19 protein-coding genes are annotated in these 21,947 nt (G+C 64.8%); 8 read left to right on the forward strand and 11 right to left on the reverse strand.

The genetic code is table 11. The features are described 5' to 3' along the window. Positions 1 to 787 precede the first annotated feature (787 nt). Both ACP5E6_RS07335 and ACP5E6_RS07340 read left to right on the forward strand, forming a co-directional pair. Entirely contained in the window at positions 788 to 4,219 is a 3,432-nt protein-coding gene (locus ACP5E6_RS07335) for an indolepyruvate ferredoxin oxidoreductase family protein (protein ID WP_427953328.1), read from the forward strand. Positions 4,220 to 4,324: 105 nt separating this feature from the next. After that, positions 4,325 to 4,618, forward strand: coding sequence for a hypothetical protein (locus tag ACP5E6_RS07340; RefSeq protein WP_427953330.1), 294 nt, complete (start codon positions 4,325 to 4,327; stop codon positions 4,616 to 4,618). Between the two features lie 18 nt (positions 4,619 to 4,636). Here ACP5E6_RS07340 and phnF read toward each other — a convergent pair whose 3' ends face one another. The 9 genes from phnF to ACP5E6_RS07385 all read right to left on the reverse strand — a co-directional run bounded on the left by phnF (position 4,637) and on the right by ACP5E6_RS07385 (position 12,365). After that, a complete protein-coding gene (gene phnF / locus ACP5E6_RS07345) occupies positions 4,637 to 5,380 on the reverse strand; it encodes a phosphonate metabolism transcriptional regulator PhnF (protein WP_427953332.1) in 744 nt (247 codons plus the stop codon). Continuing rightward, positions 5,373 to 6,497, reverse strand: coding sequence for an alpha-D-ribose 1-methylphosphonate 5-triphosphate diphosphatase (locus ACP5E6_RS07350; RefSeq protein WP_427953334.1), 1,125 nt, complete (start codon positions 6,495 to 6,497; stop codon positions 5,373 to 5,375). Before ACP5E6_RS07350 ends, phnF begins: the two co-directional genes overlap by 8 nt. Then, entirely contained in the window at positions 6,494 to 7,201 is a 708-nt protein-coding gene (phnL, locus tag ACP5E6_RS07355; RefSeq protein WP_427953336.1) for a phosphonate C-P lyase system protein PhnL, read from the reverse strand. The genes ACP5E6_RS07350 and phnL overlap by 4 nt, the downstream gene beginning before the upstream one ends. After that, the gene (phnK, locus tag ACP5E6_RS07360; RefSeq protein ID WP_427953338.1) at positions 7,198 to 7,965 is read right to left on the reverse strand and encodes a phosphonate C-P lyase system protein PhnK; all 768 of its coding nucleotides are present in this window, start codon (positions 7,963 to 7,965) and stop codon (positions 7,198 to 7,200) included. The genes phnL and phnK overlap by 4 nt, the downstream gene beginning before the upstream one ends. Further along, entirely contained in the window at positions 7,949 to 8,794 is an 846-nt protein-coding gene (locus ACP5E6_RS07365; protein WP_427953340.1) for an alpha-D-ribose 1-methylphosphonate 5-phosphate C-P-lyase PhnJ, read from the reverse strand. The genes phnK and ACP5E6_RS07365 overlap by 17 nt, the downstream gene beginning before the upstream one ends. Beyond that, the gene (locus ACP5E6_RS07370) at positions 8,781 to 9,851 is read right to left on the reverse strand and encodes a carbon-phosphorus lyase complex subunit PhnI (protein ID WP_427953342.1); all 1,071 of its coding nucleotides are present in this window, start codon (positions 9,849 to 9,851) and stop codon (positions 8,781 to 8,783) included. The genes ACP5E6_RS07365 and ACP5E6_RS07370 overlap by 14 nt, the downstream gene beginning before the upstream one ends. 2 nt (positions 9,852 to 9,853) lie before the next feature. After that, positions 9,854 to 10,423, reverse strand: a complete 570-nt coding sequence (gene phnH, locus ACP5E6_RS07375; protein WP_427953344.1) for a phosphonate C-P lyase system protein PhnH — start codon at positions 10,421 to 10,423, stop codon at positions 9,854 to 9,856. Then, positions 10,420 to 10,887 (reverse strand): phosphonate C-P lyase system protein PhnG, encoded by a 468-nt coding sequence (phnG, locus tag ACP5E6_RS07380; protein ID WP_427953346.1) that lies wholly within the window; start codon positions 10,885 to 10,887, stop codon positions 10,420 to 10,422. The genes phnH and phnG overlap by 4 nt, the downstream gene beginning before the upstream one ends. 104 nt (positions 10,888 to 10,991) lie before the next feature. After that, a complete protein-coding gene (locus tag ACP5E6_RS07385; RefSeq protein ID WP_427953348.1) occupies positions 10,992 to 12,365 on the reverse strand; it encodes an MFS transporter in 1,374 nt (457 codons plus the stop codon). 158 nt (positions 12,366 to 12,523) lie between these two features. Here ACP5E6_RS07385 and ACP5E6_RS07390 point away from each other — a divergent pair, with 158 nt between their 5' ends. Then, on the forward strand, positions 12,524 to 13,693 hold the full coding sequence (locus ACP5E6_RS07390; protein WP_427953350.1) for a glycosyltransferase: 1,170 nt from the start codon (positions 12,524 to 12,526) through the stop codon (positions 13,691 to 13,693). 71 nt (positions 13,694 to 13,764) lie between these two features. On the opposite strand, the gene ACP5E6_RS07395 is transcribed toward ACP5E6_RS07390, so the two are convergent. Further along, positions 13,765 to 16,641, reverse strand: coding sequence for a beta-propeller fold lactonase family protein (locus tag ACP5E6_RS07395; RefSeq protein WP_427953352.1), 2,877 nt, complete (start codon positions 16,639 to 16,641; stop codon positions 13,765 to 13,767). 109 nt (positions 16,642 to 16,750) lie between these two features. Further along, a complete protein-coding gene (locus ACP5E6_RS07400) occupies positions 16,751 to 17,503 on the reverse strand; it encodes a prepilin peptidase (protein ID WP_427953354.1) in 753 nt (250 codons plus the stop codon). 62 nt (positions 17,504 to 17,565) lie between these two features. Between ACP5E6_RS07400 and ACP5E6_RS07405 the strand changes: the two genes are divergently transcribed. The 5 genes from ACP5E6_RS07405 (at position 17,566) to ACP5E6_RS07425 (ending at position 21,932) form a co-directional block, all read left to right on the forward strand. Next, a complete protein-coding gene (locus ACP5E6_RS07405) occupies positions 17,566 to 19,221 on the forward strand; it encodes a GspE/PulE family protein (RefSeq protein WP_427953356.1) in 1,656 nt (551 codons plus the stop codon). A gap of 118 nt (positions 19,222 to 19,339) precedes the next feature. After that, the gene (locus ACP5E6_RS07410; RefSeq protein ID WP_427953357.1) at positions 19,340 to 20,557 is read left to right on the forward strand and encodes a type II secretion system F family protein; all 1,218 of its coding nucleotides are present in this window, start codon (positions 19,340 to 19,342) and stop codon (positions 20,555 to 20,557) included. After that, complete coding sequence (locus ACP5E6_RS07415) at positions 20,547 to 20,993, forward strand: GspH/FimT family pseudopilin (RefSeq protein WP_427953359.1); 447 nt, start codon at positions 20,547 to 20,549, stop codon at positions 20,991 to 20,993. The genes ACP5E6_RS07410 and ACP5E6_RS07415 overlap by 11 nt, the downstream gene beginning before the upstream one ends. Continuing rightward, positions 20,974 to 21,366: a type II secretion system protein gene (locus ACP5E6_RS07420; RefSeq protein WP_427953361.1), complete on the forward strand. Its 393-nt coding sequence runs from the start codon at positions 20,974 to 20,976 to the stop codon at positions 21,364 to 21,366. Before ACP5E6_RS07415 ends, ACP5E6_RS07420 begins: the two co-directional genes overlap by 20 nt. Further along, positions 21,363 to 21,932 (forward strand): prepilin-type N-terminal cleavage/methylation domain-containing protein, encoded by a 570-nt coding sequence (locus tag ACP5E6_RS07425; RefSeq protein ID WP_427953363.1) that lies wholly within the window; start codon positions 21,363 to 21,365, stop codon positions 21,930 to 21,932. The genes ACP5E6_RS07420 and ACP5E6_RS07425 overlap by 4 nt, the downstream gene beginning before the upstream one ends. Positions 21,933 to 21,947 lie beyond the last annotated feature (15 nt).

Raw genomic sequence — 21,947 nt, forward strand, 5'->3', positions numbered from 1 at the left:
TCGCCATCGCCGGCATCAAGACGACGATTCCGCTGCACCTGCGCATTCTCGATGATGCTGGGTTTCAGGCGGGGGATTATACGATCCATTGGCTTGAACACTTCGTGGCGGGGATGAAAAAGTAGTTAAGCGCTTCTGTTTTTCAAAAAAAAGCCTTCATCTACTCTTGAGTGTGTCTCCGATTGAAGGAATCAATCTCATGAAACGCTCATTCACCGCCCTCGCTCTCGCCGTTCCCTGACGATCGCTCCGGCAGCAATGGGCATTTGACTCTCGCCGGGGCGTTCGAACAGCAGAAATAAATGCACGCCGAGCCGGACGGCACCGATCCGTGACACCACGGGTTGCATCATCCGGCGTTGGGTGGCCGCATTGGGTGACGGCGCCTATGGATCGGCGATTGCGGCCGAAGCGCCTTCGCAAGGCGACGGTCGCCGTGCAAATCGCGCCGGACGAGGCGCGTGGACTGTTAGCAAGCGGTCCCCACTGATCACAATCGCGTGATATTTCCGCGAACCGGCGTGGTTTGCGGCCATCGTATCCCCCGCCGCGACCGCGTCACGAAATAATATTGCGCATCCCGCCGGGATCACCCGACGACCGCGATCCCGATCCTCGGGCGCTGAGCAGCAAAGCTAAAGCAGACCCCGGCCGACCGCCGAGGAACATTGATTTACGATTTCTCTCGCAAAATCCAGAGGCTTTGCACATAATCATATCAAGGGAAGAACACCGGATACGGTTGCTGCCATCCGAGCGCGCCCGAACGGCGCAGGAGCGATTGTCCATGAAGACCGCCGAACTCGCGCGCGATGCGCGCTACGCTGCAACCTCCGGCCGCATGATCCTGACCGGCACACAGGCGCTGATCCGCCTGCTGATCACCCAGCGCCGGCGCGATCGTGCCGCCGGATTGAACACGGCGGGATTCCTCTCCGGCTATCGCGGCTCCCCGCTCGGCGGGCTTGACATCGCGGCTTTCGCCGCCGCCAAGGCGCTCACCGCCGCCGATATCGTATTCAAACCCGGCCTCAACGAGGAACTGGCGATGACCGCGGTGTGGGGCTCGCAGATGACCCCGCTTTTCCCCGGCCACACCGCCGATGGCGTGTTCGCGATGTGGTATGGCAAGGGGCCGGGGGTCGATCGGTCGGGCGATGCGATGAAGCATGCGAACTACGCCGGTACCACGCGGCTCGGCGGCGTATTGGTGGTAACCGGCGACGATCATGCGGCGAAATCATCCTCGATCGCCAACCAATCCGAACAGGCCTTGATCGCAGCCGGTGTGCCGGTGCTGGCGCCGAGTTCGGTGGCCGATATTCTCGATCTCGGCCTGTATGGCTGGGCCGCGTCACGCCACTCCGGCCTGTATATCGGGTTCAAGACGGTCGAGGAGATCATCGACTGCACCGCCTCGATCACCACCGATCCCGATGTTCCGATCATGATGCCCGAGATCGACCCGGCCAGCGTAATGATGCGGCTGCACGAACCTGTGCTGGCACAGGAGGCGCGGATGCTGCGGGTGCGCTACCCGGCGTTGATGGAATTCCTGCGGGCCAACAAGCTCAACCGCATCATCGATCCAGCCCAAGGCGCGCGGATCGGCATCGTCACTGCGGGCAAATCCTATCTCGACGTCGAACAGGCACGGGCCGATCTCGCGCTCGATGGCGTCCGGTTGCTCAAACTCGGCATGACCTGGCCGCTGGAACCCGAGATCATCCGCAGTTTTGCCGACGGGCTCGAAGAGATCATCGTCGTCGAGGAAAAACAGCCGATCATCGAAAACCAGATCAGGACCATCCTGTACGGCAGCGCCAATGCGCCGCGCGTGCTCGGCAAGACCGATGAGGTCGGGCTAACCCTGCTCAAGCCGGAGGCCGATCTATCGGCCGCGGAAATCATGCTCGCACTGGGCGACCGGGTGCAGCGTGTGCAGTTTTCCGATGAGCGCGCCGCCAGCCTGGCCCATCTGCGCGCGAATATCGACAATGCCCGCAGCCTCGATTTCGGCGCGCACCGCACCCCGCATTTCTGTTCCGGCTGCCCGCATTCAACCTCGACCGTGGTGCCGGAGGGCTCGCGCGCGATGGCCGGGATCGGTTGCCATTACATGGTGACCTGGATGGACCGCGCGACCGATGTGTTTTCGCAGATGGGCGGTGAGGGGGCCGCCTGGATCGGTCAGGCGCCGTTCACCACCGAGCGCCACGTCTTCGCCAATCTCGGCGACGGCACCTATCACCATTCCGGCAGTCTCGCGATCCGCGCGGCAGTCGCGGCCAAAACCAACATCACCTATCGTATCCTGTTCAACGATGCGGTGGCGATGACCGGCGGCCAGCATGTCGACGGGCCGCTGACCGTGCCGCAGATCACGCGGCAGATGGCGGCCGAAGGGGTGGCGCGGATCGAAATCGTCACCGATGAGCCAGAAAAATATCAGGGCGTGACCGATCTGGCGCCAGGTGTCGCCGTGCATCATCGTCGCATGCTCGACGAGGTACAGCGCGCGCTGCGCGAAACCACCGGTGTGTCCATCCTGATCTACGATCAGACCTGTGCGACCGAAAAGCGCCGCCGGCGCAAACGCGGCACCATGGTCGATCCGGCCAAACGCGCCTTCATCAACGAGCGGGTCTGCGAAGGCTGCGGCGATTGTTCGAAAACCTCCAACTGCGTTTCGGTCGTGCCGGTCGATACCGCGTTCGGGCGCAAGCGCGCGATCGATCAATCCTCCTGCAACAAGGATTTCTCCTGCGTCGAAGGCTTCTGCCCCAGCTTCGTCACCGTGCAGGGCGCGGGGCTGCGGAAACCCGAGATCACGCTGGGCGGCGCGCCCAATGATCTGCCGGAGCCGGTTCTGCCGAGCCTCGACCGGCCGTGGAACGTGGTGATCGCGGGGATCGGCGGCACCGGGGTGGTAACCATCGGCGCCTTGCTCGGCATGGCGGCGCATCTGGACGGCAGGCCGGTCTCAGTGCTCGACGTGCTCGGCCTGGCGCAGAAAGGCGGGGCGGTGGTTTCGCATGTCCGCTTCGGCGGCGCGGCCGGGACCGGGCAGGCGCTGCGGATTCCGCAGGGGCGGGCCGATCTGCTGCTCGGCTGTGATGCGCTGGTCGCGGCCGAACACGAAACACTCGATTGCCTGGGCGAGGCGACGACGGCGGTGGTCAATCTGCATGAGACAATCACCGGCGATTTCACCCGCGATCCTGATTTTTCGCTGCCGATGCGGCGGCTGCGGCAGGTGATCGCCAAACGGGTCGGCGAGGGCAATCTGGCGACGCTCGACGCCACCAAGCTTGCGACCGCCCTGATGGGTGATGCGATCGCAACCAATCTGTTCGTGCTCGGATATGCCTGGCAGCGCGGCAAAATACCGGTCGCTCGCCAGTCGCTCGAGGCGGGCATCAGGCTGAACAACCAGGCGGTCGATCTCAATCTCGCCGCATTCGCCTGGGGCCGGGCGGCCGCGGTTGAGCTTGATGGCGTGATGGCGCGTATCACGGTCCCGAAGGGCAAACCGGCGCCGGTGGATCTGGATGGGATGATCGCACAATTCAGGGACGAATTGGTCGCCTATCAGAACGCCGCCTATGCCGGACGCTACATGGCGCTGCTGGCGGAAGTTCGGCACGCGGAGCAGCATCTCCGCCTGGGTTCGACCGTATTGACCGAGGCCGTGGCGCGAAATCTCTATAAGCTGATGGCCTATAAAGACGAATACGAAGTCGCGCGGCTCTATGCGGCTCCTGCGTTTCGTGCCGCGCTCGCCGCGCAGTTCAAGGACGGCGCGACCCTTAAACTCAACCTCGCCCCCCCGTTGCTCGCGAAACGGGATCGCCGCACCGGGGTCCCGTTGAAACGCGACTATGGCGGGTGGATCCTGCTTGTGTTTGGCGTGCTGCAACATTTCAAGATCCTGCGCGGCACCGCGCTCGATCCGTTCGGCCGTTCCGAGGAACGGCGAACCGAGCGGGCGTTGATCGACCGGTACGAGGCCTCGGTTCGCGCCGCTCTCGCCCATCTGGATGAAAATAATTTCGCCATCGCGGTCCAACTCGCCGGTGTGCCGGCGCAGATCAGGGGTTACGGGCATATCAAGGCGCGCAATCTGGCGGCGGTCGAACCGGTGTGGACAGCCCTCGACGCCTCTTTTGCGGCACCCGTCGCACCGGCACCGCAGACAATCGGGATCGCCGCCGAATAGGATTTGGTCACAAATTGCATAGCTTCGTTACATGCGTACGACCTATATCCCAGGCGTCAGGGTGTCGGAGCGCCGATGCCTCTGCCTGTACGGAGGAGCTCGCTGATGACGATCACATTCCGCAAACCAACGATGTATCGCCCGATTCTGGCGGTCGCACTGGTCGGCGCGGCGCTTTTGCTGCCGCACGCCGCCTACGCCTGGTGGGGACCGCGCTTCGGCGTCGGGATTTCGGTGCCTTTGGTGGTGCCGGCACCGCCGGTCTATTACGCGCCCCCGCCAGCCTACGCCTATTACGGGCCACCGCCCGTCTATGTCCGCCCGCCGCCGCGGATCTGGATTCCGCCCCACCGCAACTGGGCCGGCGCCTGGATACCGGGTCACTGGGTGTGGCGCTGAACCCACCCTCGTCGGATCTCAATCGTTCGGTTCGACGATCAGGGCGACACGTGATGCCGGATAGATCACGAAACATAGTTCCAGCGCCGTGTCGTTGCCGGTCGTATTGAGGTTTTCCGATTGCAACACCGGCGCGCCCGGCTCGAGGGCAAGCAGTGCCGCCTCGCGCGGGCTCGGGAGCCGGGCCGAGATGCGTGAGCGCCGCCGGACGTAATCGGTGATCCCGATCGTGGAAAGCGCTGCCGTGATCGTGGCGTGGTTGCGCAGCGCTTCCTCCAGGCCACGGCATCGCAGGGCGGGAAACATGTGGCGCGACAGCGCGATCGGCCGATCGTCCGCCTTGCCGAGACGTTCGAGTTCGATCACCGTGTCGCGCTCCGATAGCCCTAGCGCGGCGCCGATCAGATCCGCTTCCGCCAGATCTCCCACAATAATTTCCCGGAGCGACAACACCTCGCCCAGCGGTTCCCGATTATGCCGGCGCACCCATTCCGAGAAACGCGGTCGTCGATTGACCTGATAATCGAGCACCGGTTCCGCAACAAACGAACCCCGGCCGTGTTCGATCCGGATCAGCCGCTGGCGCGCCAGCTCCTCCAGTGCCCGACGCACGGTATGGCGGTTGACCCCAAATCGCGCCGCCAAATCAGCCTCCGGCGGCAATTTGGTTCCCGGTGCCGCGAGTTCGGCCTGGAGTTGCAGGGCAATCTGGCTCCAGACCGCAACGCCGCCGCCACGACGGATCGGCAAAGCATCAGGCAACCCGTTCACCTTGACGCCAGACCGCGCGGATCACCGGCAATTCATCATGCATGCGGACGCGGACCAGATCGGCACGCAAACCAGGCGAGATCCTGCCGCGATCGGCAAGACCAACCATGTCGGCCGGGCCGGCACTGATCAGCGCAATGGCTTGAGGCAGGGTGGCGGCTCCGCCCGCGGCGCAGGCGAAGGCGGCTTCCATCATGGCGGCGGGAACGTAATCGGACGCGAGCGCGTCCACGAGGCCGGCACGGATCAGCTCGAGGGCGCCGACGTTGCCGGAATGCGAGCCACCGCGAACAATATTCGGGGCGCCCGCAATCGTGGTGATGCCATGGTCATGCGCCGCTCGGGCCGCGGCGTGGGTGACCGGGAATTCGGCGATGGCAATATGATCCTGATGGTTCTGCACGACTTCCGCCTCGGTCCGATCATCATGCGAGGCGATCGGCACGGCGGTTGCCCGCGCGCGCTCCAGCACATAGGCGCGGTTGGGCAGGGCATGGGTCGCCCGGCTGCGCTCCAGAAAGTCGATCATGGTGGTGATCTCGTCGTCACCGAAGCCTTCGGCGCGGCGCATCCGGCGGTATTTTTCGACATCGGCATATTGGCCGCCGCCGGGGCTATGATCCATCAGGCTGATCAGGCGAACCAGCGGGTTATCGATCGCGCGGTCGAGCATGCCGGGCATTTCGGCGGCGGGGAGTTCACAGCGCAGATGCAGGAAATGATCCGATTTCAACAGATCGGTACCGGCGAGGGCGCGGAGATCAGCCATGCCGTCCTCGAACGTCTGGTTGCGCGCTTTCTCGAAGCCGATATCGCCGAGACACAGCGCGTCAAATACGGTGGTGACACCGGCCGCGGCGCATTGGGAATCATGCGCAAGCAATGCCGAGCGGGAGGGCCAGCGGGCGTTGCTGCGCGGCAGAACCTGACGTTCCAGATTGTCGGTATGCAGATCGACGATCCCGGGAAGCACATAGTCACCCTCGCAATCGACGCCGACGCGGCTCAAACCCTCCTCGACAATCCCGATCACGCCAGCAGACATGGTGATGGAGCCATGAACGATCCGGTCGGCGAGCACGATACGCGCGTTGGTCAGAATCGTCATGCAGGCTCCGCGGCGGTGACAGGTTCGATGTGAAACACACGATCAGCCACCCGATCGCGCACGTCACCATCATGAAAAATCCCGACCACCGCGCTACCCGATCGTTTGGCGGCGTTGATCAGGTCCACCACGATATCGCGATTCGCGGCATCGAGCGAGGCGGTCGGTTCGTCGAGCAGCAGCACCGGCCAGGCGCAGACGAAGCTGCGCGCCAGATTGACCCGTTGCTGCTCGCCCCCCGAAAACGTTGCCGGCGGCAGGCGATGCAGACGCGGGCCGATCCCCAGCCGGGTGAGCACGGCGGCGGCTTGGGCGTGGGCGGTGTCACCATCGATGCCACGATCGAGCGCGGTTCCGGCAACAACATCGATCGCGGCCACCCGCGGCATCGCGCGCAGAAATTGCGAGACATACCCAAGTGTTACGCGGCGAATATCAATGATGGTCTCGGGCGACGCCGTCACCAGATCCACCGTGGCGCCGCGATGCCGCACCAGGATTTCCCCGCGATCGACCAGATAATTACCATAGAGCGCGCGCAGCAACGTGGTCTTGCCCGCGCCTGAGGGGCCGGAGAGTGCCACGCATTCGCCAGCATGCACGCGAAGCCCCGCGCCGCGCAACACATCGAGCCGCGCACCCGCCTGCAGATGCAGCACGAAGGTCTTGTCGAGCCCGGAGGCCGCGATCATGGCCCCGCTCATGCCGGCAGCACCGAGGCGACCAGCAATTGGGTGTATTCATGGTGCGGATCGTCGAGCACCTGATCGGTCAGGCCGGATTCGACGATGCGGCCATGACGCATCACGATCAGCCGATCCGCCAGCATCCGCGCGACGCCGATGTCATGCGTCACCAGCACCACCGCCAGTCCCAACCGGCGCACCAGCGCGCGGATCAGATCAAGAATTCGCGCCTGCACCGAAACATCCAGCCCGCCGGTGGGTTCATCCATGAACACCAGCTCCGGCCCGGTCACCAGAGTCGCCGCGATCTGCAACCGCTGCAACATGCCGCCGGAAAAATAACGTGGCAGATCATCCATCCGCGCCACATCGATTTCGACCGCTTCGAGCCAGCGCGCCGCAACGGCCCGGATTTCGCCGTAATGCCGCGCGCCGGACGCCATCAACCGCTCACCGATATTGCCGCCCGCTGAAATATCGAGCCGCAACGCCGTGCGCGGGTCCTGCGCGATGTAACCCCAGCGCGCGCGTTGCAGCTTGCGCACGCTGACCTCGCCGCGCGACGCCAGCGTGCGCGCCCCCTCGCCATCGTGATAGAAAACCTCACCACCCTGCGGCGTCAGCCGCCCGGACAGAACGTTGAGCAGCGTGGTCTTGCCCGAGCCGCTTTCGCCGACGATGGCGAGAATCTCATGCCGGCGGAGCGTAAGCGACACGTGATCGAGCGCCGTGGCGCGCTCGAAGCGATGGTGCAGCGCTCGGGCCTCAAGCAGCGTGGTCATGTCCTGCCTCGCCCTGCCGCGCGCAGAAATCGGTGTCCGAACAAGCGAACATGCGGCCTCCCTGATCATCGATCACCATTTCATCGAGATATGAGGTGGTCGCGCCACAGAGGGCGCAGGTTTGCGGCGCGCGCTGGGGGTTGAACCGGTGGTCGTCGAAATCGAGCGAGACGACGCTGGTGAACGGCGGCACGGCATAGATGCGTTTTTCCCGCCCCGCTCCGAACAGCTGAAGTGCGGGCGAGCGGTGGAGTTTCGGGTTATCGAACGCGGGGATCGGCGAGGGGGACATCAGATAGCGGTGATTGACCATCACCGGATGATCATAAGAAACGGCAACCCGCCCGAAACGGGTGATGTCTTCATAGAGTTTGACATGCATGGCGCCGTAATCGGCCATCGCGTGGAGCCGCCGCGCGGCGGGTCGGCTCGGTTCCAGCCGGTAGAGCGGCTCAGGCATCGGGACCTGATAGATCATGATCTGGTCAGCGCGCAGCGGGGTTTCGGGAATGCGGTGCCGGGTTTGGATCAGTGTTGCCGCGGCGGTGCGTGTGGTGGTCCGCACGCCGGCGACGCGCGCGAAAAAACGGCGGATCGAGACCGCGTTCGTGGTGTCGTCGGCCCCCTGGTCGATCACCTTCAGCACATCGTCCGGCCCGATCAGCGCGGCGGTGAGTTGAATGCCGCCGGTCCCCCAGCCATAGGGCAACGGCATTTCGCGACTGGCGAAGGGGATCTGATGGCCGGGGATGGCGATGGCCTTGAGCACCGCGCGGCGGATCATGCGCTTGGTCTGTTCATCGAGATAGGCGAAATTATACCCCTGCATCGGGCGCCTCCGCGTCGCGCCGCATGGCGCGAATGGTTTCAAGCTCGCTCTGAAAATCGACGTGATGCGGCAGTTTCAGATGTTCCAGAAATCCGGTGGCCTCGATGTTGTCGCAATGGGAAAGCACGAATTCGGGGTTTTGCGCGGGGGCCTTGATGTCCTCGCCCAGTTCGTCGGCGCGCATGGCGCGATCGACCAGGGCCATGGCGATGGCGCGGCGATCGGCATGGCCGAAGCAAAGCCCGTAGCCGCGGGTGAATTGCGGCGGCGCGGTCCGCGAGCCGGCGAACTGGTTGACCATCTGGCATTCGGTGATTGTGATGTCGCCGATCTCGATGCTGAAGCCGAGTTCCGGCGGGGTGATCGACACCGCGACCTCCCCCACCCGCAACTCACCGACGAACGGATGGGTGTGGCCATAGCCGCGCTGGGTGGAATAACCGAGGGCAAGCAGGAAGCCCTCATCGCCGCGAGCCAGCGCCTGAAGCCGCAGGTCGCGCGGGGCGGGAAAATCGAGCGGGTCCATCGTGATGTCGCCCGGCGCATCGATGCCGGCGGGATCGGCTTCGAGCAGGGCCTCCGCGCCCAGCAAATCGGTGGCGCGCGGCGCGGGGTCGGAGCGCCGGGTGGTGAGGATCACCGGGTTCGGCTCGGCGCGGTCGAAATCGAGCAGCCGGTGCGTGTAATCCGTCGTCGGTCCCAACCGCTGGCCACCCGGCAGATCCTTGAAGATCGCTGAAATGCGCCGGTGCAGGCGCATCGCGCCGGTATCGAGCGGATCGGCATCGATCAGGCGGGGCAGTGTGGTGCGATAGGCGCGCAGCAGAAACGCCGCCTCGATCAGATCCCCCTGAGCTTGCACAATCGCGAGCGCCGCGAGCTGACGGTCGTACAGCGAACCCTCCGCCATCACGCGATCCACCGCACGGCCGAGTTGCGCCTCGATCTGACCGGCATCGATCCGCGGCAGGGACGGATCACCACGTCGAACCCGCGCCAGCCATTCATGCGCCGCCGTGATCGCCGCCTCACCGCCCTTGACCGCGACATAGGCCATGCTCAGACCCGATCGATGATGACGCTGCGGGGCAGGCCAATGATCCGATCACCGGCGCAGAGCAGCAGATCGATGCCCCGCGGCGCCCGCGCATCATTATCCCGCCAAGCCGTGATGAAACCGGCATCGAGCGGCGCCTGAACGATGGTTTCGGTCTCGATGCCGGGCCCGGTCAACCGATAGCGCGGCCCGCTGCAAAAATCAGGCAGGTCCAGAATAAGCGTGGCGCCTGCTTCCGGCGCTTCATCGGTGCCCATGCGGAGGGTCGCGAAATCGGGGCGGGCGCTGGCCACGATGAAATCGGCGTCCGACGATGGTCCCAATCTCGTTCCCGTATGAAACACCAGCCATTCGCGCGCCGCCGTTGCCGTGTCGGACAGGTTCACCATCACGCTGCCATCGGCCAGGGTCAGAAGCACCGCCGCACTCGCGCATGACAGCGGCGCGGGCGGGACAAGATCGATGGACAGGGGACGGATGCTGCCGGGCCGGCTCATCGCCTCCATGATCCGGCGAAAACAAATCTGCGCATCGCCCGCATGAACGAAACCAGGCGTGAGGCAGGCGCTCATGTCCGCATCGTCGCCAGGGTGAAGAAATCGACATTGGTCTGCGCCGCCTGCGCCTCGATCGCGCCGCGCCGCGCCTGTTCCGCCGCGGCCAGCTGCTGGATCACCCTTCGGTCGAACACCTGCCGCGTCGCCGGATTTTGCAACGCGGCATCAAGTCGGGCGATCAACTCGACCTGCCGCAAATCGCGTCCGGTGGCGTAGCCGTGACCGATAAATCCGGCGTCGTCGCGCACGCTGCATCGGCTGATCGTGATTTCCCCGAGATTGAACACAGCGCCACCCCCGCCGATCCGGCCGCGCGTCATCGCCATCCCGGTTTCCGGGCCGCGCAGAACGACATAGCCGGCGAGGGCAGGGGCGTCGTCCAAAAGGGGGGCGATCTCACCCGATCTGGCCCTGGCCAGAACGCCAAGCCAGATCGGGCGCAACATCATGATGTCGGGTGCGACGGGGTCACTTAACATATCTAGATATCTAAATGAGTTCGACGGGTTTGTCGAGCGCCCCAAGATCTCATCCCCCGCCCTGCGCGCATAACGCCACGATCATACCCAAACCGCGCCGCCGCCTATTCAGCCGCCGCCGCGACATTTCGGGGCAGGTCATCATCGTTCAGTGTTTCGAGCGACTGACCCGCGGTTTCCGGCACCAGAAATTTCGTGGCAATCGCCCCCAGCAGCGCCACCCCGGCCAGTAATCCGATCACGCCGACCTCGCCGATCCGGGTGAACAGCAGCGGAAACAGAAAGGCGCTGATCGAGGCGCCAATCCGCCCGCCCACCACCGTAATGCTCTGGCCAACGGTTCGAATGCGGGTCGGGCTGAGTTCGACGCCCAGAATCCCGGCGCCGCTCACCATCGAGGGTCCGTTGATCGCCACGGTATAAAACCCGAACACAATCAGCCCGAGCAGCGGAAATTCGGCCAGATTCTGCTTGAGCACCGCAAAGAGAACCAGCATCGCCGCCGCGGCAACGAATCCCCAGATCTGCAAGGGTTTGCGACCGAATTTATCAAGCCCGACGAGTGCAAAGGCCAGCGCGCTGGGCAGGCTGAACATCACCGACATCAGCAGGCTGAACGCCACCGGTCCCATGCCGAGACTTTTGGCAATCAGCGACGGGCCGAACAGGATTCCCGAATAGATCACGATGTCGAACAGCAACCACAGCAAGGCGGCCGAAAAAATCATCCGCGCGTGCTGCGCGAACACCACGAAAAACGGGCGCGTGTCGGCGGCTGGTTGCGTGACCGTCCGGCCACTGATCTGGCGGATCACCTTCACCGCCTCGGCCGGCTCGTTGGCCAGCCGCGAGAGAAACCGCGCGGTTTCCGGCATCGAGCGGCGCAGATACAGCACGCCGAAAGCCGGCACCGCGCCGGCCGCCAGCACGATCCGCCACTGCAGATCATGGGAAACGCCAAACCCCGCCAGAGCCAGATTAAGCAGCCCTGCCGCAAACGCGCCCAGCGGCCACATCACGCCGAATCCCAGGCCGATCGTCTTGCCGCGATCCGCGCGGTTGGAATGTTCCGCCATGATGGTCGGCGACAACACGTAATCCGCCCCGATCCCGATCCCAAGCACGAACCGGATCGCAATCAGCCATTCCAGATCAGGCGCAAACGCCTGGGCGATCGCCATGATTCCCATCAACAGAACGTCCAGCCCATAAAACCGCTTGCGCCCCCGCTGCCCCAGCACGCCAAATATCAGCGCCCCGAGCGCGGCCCCGACAAGTGCCGATCCCGCCAGCATCGCCGCCTGCACACCACCCAGCTTCGCCACGCCGAAGGACGCCAGCACCAGCGGCAACACGATTCCGATGGAGGACAGGTCGAACCCGTCACAAAACACGCCCAATCCCGTGGTGATGATCGAGCGCCAGTGAAACGCCCTGAGTTGCTGTTCATCGATTGCCGCAAAGCTTCCGCCCGCCATGACAAAACCCTCCAATTGCCGAGATCGAAGTGGTCTAGATCAGTCAGGTGCATGGTTTGATGGCAGTTCGATGATCGATTGATGACACGAGAACCGGTCCGGCTTTCGCGCCCGGCGTCTGGCACGCGCCGCGGTTTCATGCGACAGCGCCGGCAACGATGCCGAGTTCAACCCGAAAATCACTGCAATTCATCTATTTCGACGCGGGTGGCGGCCACCGCAGCGCCGCCCTCGCCCTGCGACAGATCATCGCTGAGCGCCATCCGTCCTGGCAGGTCGATCTGGTCAATCTGCAGGAGCGTCTCAAAACCGTCGATCCGGTTTCGCGCATGACCAAGCGCCGCGTCTCCTCCGAGGGCGTCTATAACGGTATGCTCAAGCGCGGCTGGACCTATGGCTCGCTGCCGCTGCTGCGCGGCCTGCAAGCCGGCATCAAGCTGCGCGCGCCGCAGATCGAGGCGGTGCTCGAACGTCACTGGCGCGCCCACCTGCCTGATCTGGCCGTCTCGCTGATTCCCAATTTCAACGGCGTGCTGTTCCGCTCACTGCGCGCGGTCAGCGCCGCGACGCCCTTTGTCACGATCATGACCGACATCGCCGATTGCCCGCCGCATTTCTGGCAGGAGCCGCAGGATCAATTCATCATCTGCGGCAGCGACAAAGCGGTCGAGCAGGCGCACACCATGCGCTACCGTGCCGAATGCATCCTGCGCGTGTCGGGCATGGTGCTGAAACCCGCCTTCTATGCCGCGCGCCCGACCGATCGCCGCATCGGGCGCGAGCGCCTGGGGCTCGATCCCGATCGACCGACCGCGCTGATCATGTTCGGCGGCAACGGCTCGAAACGCGCGCTGACCATTGTCGACGCTCTGGCGCGGCTGCCGTTTCAACTTCAAACCATCGTGCTTTGCGGCAACAATGCCTTGCTCCAACGGCAACTCGCCTCGCGCGCGTCATGCTGCGCGGTCGGTTTCACCGATCAGGTGCCCGATTACATGCGCCTCGCCGATATTTTCATCGGCAAACCCGGCCCCGGCAGCATCAGCGAGGCGTTGCACCTCGGTCTGCCGGTCATTGTGGAGCGCAATCGCCGCACCATGCCGCAGGAGCGGTTCAACACCGTCTGGATCAGCGAGAACCGGCTCGGTCTCGTGGTCAATGATTTCCGCCAGATCGGCGATGCGGTGCGGATGTTATTCACCGATGACACGCTGGCGGCGTTTCAGGCCAATGCGCGACGATTGAACAACCGGGCATTGTTCGAAATCCCCGTGCTTCTGGCGCAAATCATGCGCCAGACCCAGGCCGCATCACCGAACGACGCATGAACGAAACGGAGCCTCTCCACCCGCGTGGCAAGGCTCCGAACGTCACGAAAGCAATGGCCGATGATCGCGGCTCAGCCCTGCGGGGCCGGCTTGGAGTCGAGGGTCGCCTGATCGGCCTTGTGCGAATAATCAAGCCCGTTCCGGCCGGGGTAGGGTCGGCCCGGCATCATGCCCTCCCACAGGATGTGGTCGTACGCCACCGCCGGGATATGATCCTCGACCCGCCAGTCATACCCCTTGGTCTGCGCGGTCCACCAGGCGGCGTTATGGATGTCATGCCATTTCGGCGCCAGCATCGCCTGGGTGCTGACCGGCAGGGTGGTGGTGGTGAGCGGAACCGGCTCGATCGCATTGAAATTCCAACTCTTGTCCGCACGGCTGAACGCATGGGCCATCGGCCGTTCGTAAGCGTCGTTCAACGTCATCGGACCCATGCCCAGAATATCCTCGATGGTGCGCAGCATGTTCACCGTGGAGTAGCGCGCATCGACCACGGCGTGGTGCTTCACATAGGGTCCAACGATGAAAGCGATGCTGCGATGCGCATCGACATGATCCGGCCCATCCTGCGCGTCGTCCTCGACCACGAAGATCAGGGTGTTTTTGGCATAGGGTGAATGAGCCACCGCCTGGATCAGCTTGCCGACCGCATAATCATTATCGGCGATCTGCAGCGCCGGCGTGTTGATGCCATCGATCGCGGTGGAAAAATTGCCGGTATGGTCATGCATCAAGCGCACGAATTCCAGCGACGGTAAATTGCCCTTCTTCACATAGGCCTGGAATTCACGATCCCATTCCGCCTCGCGATAGTAATCGGGAATGGTGTTGTCAAAGCCGCGGAAATAAATGTCGGTGTAGCGCGCGAGCACCGGATTGGTGGCGAAGGACACCTGGGTCTTGGTCGCGAACGGGTTGGTGATCTCCGGAATACCCCCCTCGGACACCGGCAGATTGTACCGATCGAGATCGATCAGGAACCCGTAGTTGCGAATCGTCAGCCCGGCGCGCAGCGCGGCGTTCCAGATGTAACCCTGTTGATATTGTCCGTTCGGACCATCGGGCGCGGCGACGTTGTTCTGGCCGGGCAGCAGATTCGGATCGTTCGGATAGAGCGGATTTTCCGCCTTGCGGTCAGCCAGGGTCGGTTCGGCCACCACGACGTTACGGTTATTGCCCTCCCAATCATAGGAAAGTCCGCGCCCGGCATAGTTGACCGGCAGCGCCTTGGTGCCGAAATCGGATTCCCGCGCCGAGGTGCTCCACGGCCAGCCGTTGCCGCTGACCTCGCCGGTGTCATAGAAATTATCGAGATCGATGAAGTTCCGTGCCAGCGCATGCACGTTCGGCGTGATCGTCTTGCCAAACTCGGCCAGCGCGGGATCGGAATTGCCCTCGCCGAGGTCGCCGAGGATCTGATCATAGGTGCGGTTTTCGCGCACGATATAAATGATGTGCTTGATATGGCGGTGCAGGAATTCCATCATCGCCTTGTCACGGCCGCTCTCGTGGAATTCGAAATTGTTGTTCTGCGCCACGATATGCGTGAGCCGGTCCATCTCCTGCATGTTCGGCACCGGTTCGGTCAGGAACCCGGCCTTGGAGAGCTGCAGGATATAGTCATTGGTCAGCTGAGTCGGCGTGCACGAACCATTGGCGTCGGCGGCGATCTTGAAATTGCACGGATTAGGCCCCGGCATGCTCTTGCCGTTCACGACATAGAGTTGCCTGCCATCGGCGCTGATACTGACGCTGTTGGGATAATAACCGGTCGGCAGCAGGCCGATCACTTCGGGTTTCGGCGTATCCAACGCAATCACGGCGACCGAGTTGGTCCCCCCGTTGGTCACATAGAGCCGCTTGCCGTCGGGTGACAGCGTGAGCGAATTCGGCGCCGTGCCATGAAAGAATTTCGGCATGCCGATCATGCTGGCCGGTGCGGTGGTGTGAATGGTATCAACCACCTTGCCGCTCGCCGTCGCAATCACCGCGACGAGCTCCTCATTGTCGCAGGCGACATAGAGATAGGCGCCATCCTTGCTCAGCACCATCCGGTTCGGATTGCCCGGAACGCTGATCCGCGCCGTGACGCTCGGCGTCGATCCGAGTTGCACCACATCCACCTCCCGATCCCGCTCGCTCGAGACATAGGCGGTGCTGCTGCCCTTGATGGTGACCCAATACGGATATTCACCGCCCGCCACGCCGTCCTGCGCGGCATTGATGATGCCGGGGCGCAGCGGCACTTCGGTCACGCCGCCCGTGGCCAGATCGATCGTCGAGAGGCTGTCGTTGTAGAAATTCGCAACCACCAGGGTCTTGCCATCGGCGGTCACGGCAAGACCGGCGGCTTCCGGCGCCACCTCAAGACCGTTGCCGCCGTCGTTCAACGGCGGCTTCGCCAGCGCGAGGTGGCCGAGTTGGATCGGCGTTCCCTGCTCGGCCCAGACCCCGTTCGACATCGCATAGGTATGCACATCATCCTGCATGCCGCCGGACACATAAAAATGCTGACCATCCGGCGCGAAGGCGATGCCCATGAACGTGTCCGGCACCTGCAGCACCTGCTTCTGCACCGGCGTGTCGTTCGAAATATCATAGACAAAGACATATTCATTCGAGGCCGATGGAATGTTCTTCCCCGTCGCGTCCTCGACCAGATTGTAACCGCTGGTCAGGATCAGCAGCGTCTTGCCATCGGGGCTGACCGCGGTGGTAACCGCCTGACCCGCCGTATAAGCCGGAAACGGGGCGAGGCCGGGATTGAGCGTGCCGAACTGCGCGCCGGGCGCCACCGTGGGGGTGATGATCTGGCCGCTCGAGGTGATGGTGCCACCAAGCGGAACATCGCGGGATTGCCGCGCGCCCGCGATATGAACGCTGAGCAACAAGGCGGCGGATGCCAGCAGAGTCGTTTTGAAAGCCGTGGCTGCCGTGTGGGCGCGCATCGGAGATCTCCTTGAGGATAAAAATTACCGGCACATGAACAACGCGTTGCGCCGCGCCGAGGAAATAGCCGATGATCACTCACTTGTGTGTGATGGATTGGCTGCATTTTCATGACAGTTGCGCGTCGTGATGGAGCCAGAGCACCCAGATCGCGAGGGCGAGCGCAGGACCGAACGGGATGCGCTGGCCCGGTGCGAGCCTGCCGCGCGCGGCAAGAATACCGAACCACAACAGACCTGAAATCCCCGCCAGAACCAGCACATCCGGCAGGGCGGCGGGGCCGAGCCACGCGCCGCCGGCCGCGAGCAGCTTGGCATCACCCGCGCCGATGCCCTCGATGCCGCGCAGCCGCCGATAGAGCCGCGCGATGCCGCGCAGCCCGAGATAGGCAAGCGCCGCCGCCGCCGCATGTGCGGTGAGTGCTGTGGCATCGCTTCCAGCACACACGATCAGCCCCGCCAGCAGCAGCGGCAGGGTGATCGCATCCGGCAGCCGCATCGTGTGAAAATCAATCCAGGCGAGGGCGAACAAGACCGCTCCTAATCCTGTGGCGAGCGCGACCGCCGGCCCGGACGGTTCAACCAGCGCCGCGATCACCGCGATCATCAGCAGCGCAACTTCAATGAACAGAAGCGAGATGGGAATCAAATCCCCGCAGCGCCGGCAGCGGCCGCGCAGCGCAAGAAAACTGACAATCGGCACCAGATCGATCACGCCGAGCCGCGCGCCACAGCCCATGCAGCGCGATCGTCCGGGTGCAAATACCCCGCGCGCGAAAGCGACGCCAAGCCACGAACCGATGCAGGGCGCGATCAGGAGCGTCCCAATCACCCACAGATTTCCCTGATTTGTCACAATCATGCGGCTCCGCTTGAGGCAAACCCAGCGCATAACGCCATTTCGACCGCATCGCGAGAGACCAATTGCTGGACCACATCACTCATGCCGAAGCACCGGACCTCGCCGCCTATCTGCGCGCGACCGGGCAGATCGATGCGACCGGCCTGGCCCGCGCCGAGTTTGTCACGGCCGAGTCGGGGCAGCCTCTTGCCGCCGTTCTGGTGCAGCTCGGGCTGATCGGCGAGCGCAGCCTGGCGCAGGCCTATGCCGCGATGCTCTCGCTGCGATTGCTCGGCCCGGCGGACTACCCGCTGTCACCGATCCTGCCGGACCGGCTGCGGCCGCGATTTCTGCGCGATGCGCGTGTGGTGCCGATCCGCGTCGATAACGATGTCATCGAACTCGCCATGGTCGACCCCGAGCAAGCCTTCGCGCGAGACGCGATCGCGGCGGCAACCGGTCTAGCGCCTCAGATCGCGGTCGCGGTGCCGATCGATCTCGATGCGGCGCTGGCGCGGCTCTACCCGGAGGCGGGTGCCGAACCGCCCGTGGCCGAGGCCGAGGCGCCGAGCGAGGCGGATGCCGAGCGGCTGAAAGACATGGCAAGCGAAGCCCCGGTGATCCGGCTGGTCAATCAGATGATCGCGCGCGCGGTCGAAACCCAGGCCTCCGACATTCATATCGAGCCGGAGGAGGATCGTCTGCGCATCCGCTATCGCTACGATGGGGCGCTGGTGGAGGCCGATACCCAGCCCGCGACGATGGCCCCGGCGATCATCTCGCGCATCAAGATCATGGCGCGGCTCGACATCGCCGAGCGCCGCCTGCCGCAGGATGGGCGGATCAAGCTCGCGGTGCGCGGCCATGAGGTGGATTTCCGGGTCTCTTCGATCCCCTCGCTGCATGGCGAGACCATTTCGATCCGCGTGCTCGATCGTGGCGCGGTGCGGTTCGATTTCGCGGCCCTCGGGCTCGATGCTGCGATCGTGGCCGCGTTTCGCGAGGCGCTCGCCGCGCGCAACGGCATCGTGCTGGTCACCGGCCCGACCGGCAGCGGCAAGACCACCACGCTCTACACCGCGCTCGCCTCGCTCGATGGCACGGCGCGCAACATCACCACGATCGAGGACCCGATCGAGTATCAGCTGCGCGGGATCAACCAGAGCCAGGTCAAGCCGCAGATCGGGCTGGATTTCGCGCAATTGCTGCGGGCGATTCTGCGCCAGGACCCGGATGTGATCATGGTGGGTGAAATCCGCGATCTGGAAACCGCGCAGATCGCCGCACGGGCGGCCCTCACCGGGCATCTCGTGCTGTCCACGCTGCACACCAATTCGGCGGCGGCGACGGTGACGCGGCTGCGGGATATGGGGCTGGAGCCGTATCTGATCGCCTCGGTGCTGCGCGGCGTGCTGGCGCAACGGCTGATCCGCCGGCTCTGCGAAGCGTGCAAGCGCCCGGTGCGGATCGATCCTGGCTTCGCCCGCCGGTTCACGATCGATGACGGCACGACGATCTATCACCCGGTGGGTTGCAGTGCCTGCCGCCACACCGGCTATCGCGGCCGGCAGGCGATCGCGGAGTTTCTGGCGCCGGATGCGGCGATCGGGCGGTTGCTGGCGGCGGGGGCGAGCGAGGCGGAGATTGCGGCGGCGGCGGGAATGCGCAGCCTCGGGCGGGCGGCGGTCGATGCGGTGATCGCGGGGGAAACGTCGATGGAAGAAAGCGCTTCTTTTTGAAAAAAGAAGCAAAAACTTCTATTCGTTTGGGCCGTGGGCTGTGTCGATTCCAACGCCCAAGGCCCAGAGTCAAAAAAGTTTTTTGGTTCTTTTTTACAAAAAAGAACCGCTTCCCCCCATGCTGACCTTCACCTACCGCACACTCGACCGCACGGGCACGGAATCGCGCACCACGATCGAGGCCGCCTCCGAAGCCGAGGCGATCGCCAGCCTCAAGCAGCGCGGGTTGATCCTGCTCGGTCCGGATCGCGCGGGGCGGTTCGATCTGCGGGCGCTGCTGGCGACCGAGATCGGCGGGGTGCGGCTTTCGGCGAGCGAGCGGGCGGATTTCACCCGCGAGCTGGCATCGATGCTGGCGGCGGGGCTGGATCTGGAGCGATCCTTACGCTTCGCCGGCGAAATCGCCTCGAGCGCGCGGATGCGGCGCATTGTCGAGGCGTTGCGCGACCGGGTGCGGGACGGCGCGTCACTCGCCAAGGCCCTGAGCACGCAGGCCGCGAGTTTCCCCCGCTTGTACATCGGTCTGGTTCGGGCGGGCGAGGAATCCGGCTCGCTCGCGGGGACGCTGGAAAATCTGGCGGAATTGCTCGAAGCCTCGCGCTCGCTGCGAGCCTCGATCATCGCCTCGCTGACCTATCCCGCTCTGCTGCTGGTGGCGGCGGTCGGCGCGATCGGTTTCCTGCTGACCAACGTGCTGCCGGAATTCGTGCCGATCTTTGCGGAGAACGGGGTAAAACTGCCGGAATCGACCCGGATTCTGCTGGCGGTCGGGCATGGGTGCGCGGTGGGCTGGCCCTATGCTTTAGCGGTTCTGGTGATCGGCGGCCTCGGGCTGCGGGCGCTGCTGCGCCGTGCCGTGCCGCGCCTGTGGTTCGATGGCGCGCTGCTGCGCCTGCCGGTCGCGGGGGGATTGCTGCGCGAGGCGCTGGCCGCGCGGTTCACCCGCACGCTGGGCGCGCTGCTGACCAACGGGGTCGCCTTGGTGCCGGCGCTGGCGATCGTGCAGGAGGTGATCGGCAATCGCGCGGCGGTGGCGGCGGTTGCGGTTGCGACCGAGGCGGCCCGGCGGGGCAAGGGTCTGGCGCGTGGGCTGGAATCGGCACGGCTGCTGCCGGTGCGCACCATTCACCTGCTGCGGCTGGGGGAGGAAACCGGGCAGTTGGGGGAAATGGCCTTGCGGGCGGCGGCGATTCACGAGGAACGGACCCGGCTCGGCGTGGAGCAACTGGTGGCATTGCTGGTACCGGCGATCACGGTGGCGATGGGGGCTGCGATCGGTTTCATCGTCGCCTCGCTGCTGCTGGCGATGCTGGGGTTGAACGCGCTTGCCCATTGAACGCGACGCCGGGTTCACCCTGCTGGAACTGATCGTGGTGGTGGTGATCATGGGGCTGATGCTGGGGCTGGTGCTGAGCAACGGCCCGATGCGCAGCAAGCGTCTCGCCGAGGCGGCCGCAGTGCGCAATATCGCCCAGGGGCTGCGGGATGCCGCTGCGCGCGCCATCGCCCAGGATAAAACGACCCTGTTCCGGTTCGACCCATCGAGCGGGGTCTGGCGCGAAGGGACGCGTCAGGGACGGATTCCGCCCGGTACCCGCATCGGATTTCATGGCGTCACCGCGCGGCGGATCGGCGCGATCGCCTTCGCGCCGGATGGCAGCGCGAGCGGCGGCACGATCACCCTATCCCGCGCCGGGGCGGCAGATGTGCAGGTCATTACGGTCGACTGGCTGACCGGGCGGATCAGGGTCGATGCGCCGAAACCCCGATGATAGCGGCTTTCTATTGCTGGAAACGCTGATCGCCTTCGTCATCGCGGCGCTGGCGCTGGTGGTGCTGTATCGCGCGGCGTTCGACGGGGCGGCGGCGATCGCGGTGGCGCGGCGCGAGGCGGCAGCCCTCGCGCGGGCGGAGTCGCGCCTCGCCTCCCTGCGGGCGATGGCGCCGGCGCATCGCTATGTCCATGAAGGGCGGGATGGCAACGGGTTCGTCTATCGCGAAACCGCCATCCGCCTGGCCGCGCCGCGCGGGGCGCCGCTGGTGCCGGTGCGGATCACCGTGACCTTATCATGGGGGAACGGATCTGCGGGGGCAGGGCGGCGCGGCGTGACCCTGACCAGCGTGATCGCGGTCCCCGCCGGATGAGGCGCGAGTCCGGGTTCACCCTGCTGGAAATGATGGTCGCCCTCGTCGTGCTGGGCCTGCTGCTCGCCGGGCTGGCGCAGGCGATCCACTTCGGCCTCGGAACTTACGCGCGCGAATCGGCGGTTCTGGCCCGAACCGGGCGGCAGGCAGCGGTCGATCGGGCGTTGCGCCGCCTGATCGAACAGGCGCGTCCCGGTCAGGCGGCCGGGAGCGCGCGGCGATTGGCCTTGATCACCACGCTGCCGCAGGCCGCCGCCACGGCGCAACGCCGGATCGATGTCACGCTGTTCCGCGCCGGGCCTGATCTGATGCTGGACTGGACGCCGCATCTGCCGGGAATCCCCCTGGGGCCGCCGCCACAGCCGCAGGCGGTGGTTCTGGCACGCGGCATCACCGGGTTGCGGATCGACTATTGGTGGCCGAAAACCACCTTCGGCGCGCCGGTCTGGCAATCGCGCGGCCCGGCGGGCGGGTTGCCGCGGCTGATCCGCGTGCAGATCACCGGGCGCGATCATCGCCCCTGGCCCGCGCTGATCGCCGCACCCGCCCTGGCGAGCGCGCACTGACATCAAAGCTTCATT

This window comes from Acidiphilium sp., from assembly GCF_049977125.1.
GTDB lineage: Bacteria > Pseudomonadota > Alphaproteobacteria > Acetobacterales > Acetobacteraceae > Acidiphilium.